Here is a 2,797-nt window from a genome sequence, read left to right on the forward strand (position 1 = left end):
GCTCACGATAAACAACAGGGCACTGCAGCCATTCCAAAAGCGGTGGATTGGATTTGTGAAAAAGCTTAAGCGCCTTTCGAATGTCCCAACCGCTGAGGTCGATCTCATCCGCTAGCGGCTGTTCAATGACATCTCGTTGGTTTTCTAAGTCGATCGAAAGGTACCATTCCGGTCGTCGAATGTAGATAAAACGAACATCATAGTCGGAATCGGTAGACGAAAATCCCCACGCGCGACTGCCGGATTCAACAGCCAATAAGACCACCATATTCTCGGCGTACTCCAATGATTCGAGAGCTTGGTGAATTGAGATGAAAATCCGATCTTCCATACTGATTAGCTCTTTTTGGAGTCAATTTCCCAGCGACTCAAGTCAGTCGCGATTTCGCGGAATTGTTCGACGGCGGCTTCGAGGTTAGGCAGAACGTCAGGATCGAGACGGTTGTCGGATTCTTCGAGGCTTTCGTCACGGTGCCCGCAGAAGTCATAACTGAAAAATAGCGTCTGCACTTCAGTCGATAATGTTTTCAGTGGAGCCCCCGGGCAAGCCCGGGCCATTAACTCCGTCGCCCTTCGATTCGCTCCGCTCGCTCAGGACGACTCTTCGATTTTCAGGCGGAATTTCGAACGAGTAGCCCCGGCCATGGCCGAGGCCCGAGTCGAGGCGTCGCACAAATCATTCAACGTAATTTCTTCTCTGCTCGAACGTCTATCTGCTCTCTCAATGATCCCTTCAGGCTTCGGCAACGGTTTTTTCAACGCCCCATCCTCGTCCATAAGACGGAGCAGCGTTTGCACTCCTTTCAAATCAACTTTACCGTTTCTGGGCCAAATTTGTGATTTCGTATAAGTTTCCCATGACCTCGGAATATCAATGACATAGTAAGACTAGTCAGAAGACGATACGGTCACAGGCGCAACAAGCCGTACACGGCGACGCCAGGCGATCTCCCACCATAACAGCCCGATGCCACCAAGAACTCCGGCGACGTCGGTCCAGACGGCGCCTGGAAAAGTGTCGGCGGGAATCAACGCGAGCAATCCAAAAACAGCGAATCCAAACCGTTGAAGAAGTCCGAGCGGCCGCACAAAGTATCCGACGACGCCGATCGCAACGAGCCAAACTCCCAGTATCGCGGTAATCACGGCGATTGTAACGTTGACGGGATTTCCGATCATCAGGAGGGTGGGCGAGTAGACGAAAAGAAATGGAACGACAAAGGCCGCCCAACCGAAGCGCATCGCCTCGTATCCGGTTCGCATCGGGTCTGCTTCCCCGAGGCTCGCCGCGGCAAAAGCCGCCAAGGCCACCGGCGGAGTGATCATCGACAACATGCCGTAATAGAAAATAAACATGTGGGCGGCGATCGGATTTACACCCGAGTTGACAAGGGCCGGCGCGACCAGGGTAGCCATCAGAATGTAGACGCCAGCCGTTGGCATACCCATGCCCAGAATGGTGGCCAGAACCGCGGACATCAATAGAAGCAGGAACAGATTTCCGCCCGCGAGCTGAGTCAAGGCCAGGCTCAGGCCGAACGCGAGCCCGGAGATGTTCAGCGCGCCTATCACGATGCCGGTGGCCGCTCCGATCAGGATGATGTCCAGCGACCCGAGACCGCTTGCTCGCAGTGTCTCCAGAAGATCGGAAAATCGAAGCCGCTTGCCCTTAAAACCGAAAACGACACTCACGATGGCAATAACGAAAGCCGCGATTAGCGCCGAGCTCTCCGGCAAGAAGTTCAGCCAGAACATGCTGGCGATGAGCACCACCCAGGTCAGCAAGAAAAACCAGCCGGCTGCGAGGACTCCCCGCAGACGAGGAATCTGCGACTCCTCGACGCGGCTGATTCCCCGGCGCGCCGCCTCGAGGTCCGCCTCGGCGAACAGAGCAACATAGTAGAGAATGGACGGGACGATCGCGACAATACAGACTCTTGTGTAGGGGATCTGAAGGAACTGCGCCATCAGAAACGCTGCCGCTCCCATGACCGGTGGAACGATTTGGCCGCCGGTGGAGGCAATCGCTTCGATCGCCGCAGCCGTGTGAGCGGGATAGCCGCTCCGCTTCATCATCGGAATCGTGATGGCACCATCCACCATGACGTTAGCCACGGCACTGCCCGATACCGTGCCGAAGAGCGCCGAGGAGACCAAGGAGACTTTTGCGGTCCCCCCCCGATACCGGCCCATCAAAGCAACAGCGATGTCACCAAAGAAATCAGAGCCGCCGGATTTTTGCAGCATCTGACCGAAGAGAATAAACGCGACAACGACGGTCGCCACAATATTCAGTGGCAATCCCAGCATGGCGGTCGAATCCCACGCCAGATAATAAAATAGCTGCCCCAGGGTCACGGGACGGCTTTGAAACATTCCCGGAATCCAGCGCCCGACCAAGGCGTAAACGATAAACAAGATGACGACCATCGTCAGCGCATTGCCTGCGGTGCGGCGCAATCCCTCAATAATGAAGAGCAGCATGAGAGTTCCAACCACCATGCCATCGGTGGGACGAGCGGTGATCAGCTCGGAAAGGCCAGCCACTCGAATAGCCGTGTACGCCGCAGCCGCGAAGCTGGTTACGGCGGCAACAATGTCATACCAGGGGATTCGGTCGGTTCTTGCGCGGCCAGTTCCCGCGGGAACGCTAAGAAAAACCAACGGAAAGGCAACAGCCAGCATTCCGCTCAGGAACTGCTCGGTGGAAAAGACCAATCCGGCCACGCGAAACCAATCAAGGACCCAAGCGATAGTGCCCACAGGCAGCGTGACTGCCAGAGCAGTGATCAACCCG

Annotated in this window: 3 protein-coding genes; all 3 read right to left on the bottom strand. The window is 55.9% G+C overall.

What is annotated here, in order from left to right:
- Positions 1 to 331, bottom strand: a 331-nt coding sequence (locus Q7S58_RS14990) for a DNA polymerase beta superfamily protein (protein WP_304827361.1), incomplete at its 3' end; no start/stop codon positions are given.
- Between the two features lie 5 nt (positions 332 to 336).
- Entirely contained in the window at positions 337 to 510 is a 174-nt protein-coding gene (locus Q7S58_RS14995) for a hypothetical protein (protein WP_304827364.1), read from the bottom strand.
- A gap of 378 nt (positions 511 to 888) precedes the next feature.
- A partial coding sequence (locus tag Q7S58_RS15000; protein WP_304827367.1) for a TRAP transporter fused permease subunit occupies positions 889 to 2,797 on the bottom strand: 1,909 nt, incomplete at its 5' end.

This window comes from Candidatus Binatus sp., from assembly GCF_030646925.1.
In the GTDB taxonomy this organism is placed as follows: Bacteria; Desulfobacterota; Binatia; order Binatales; family Binataceae; genus Binatus.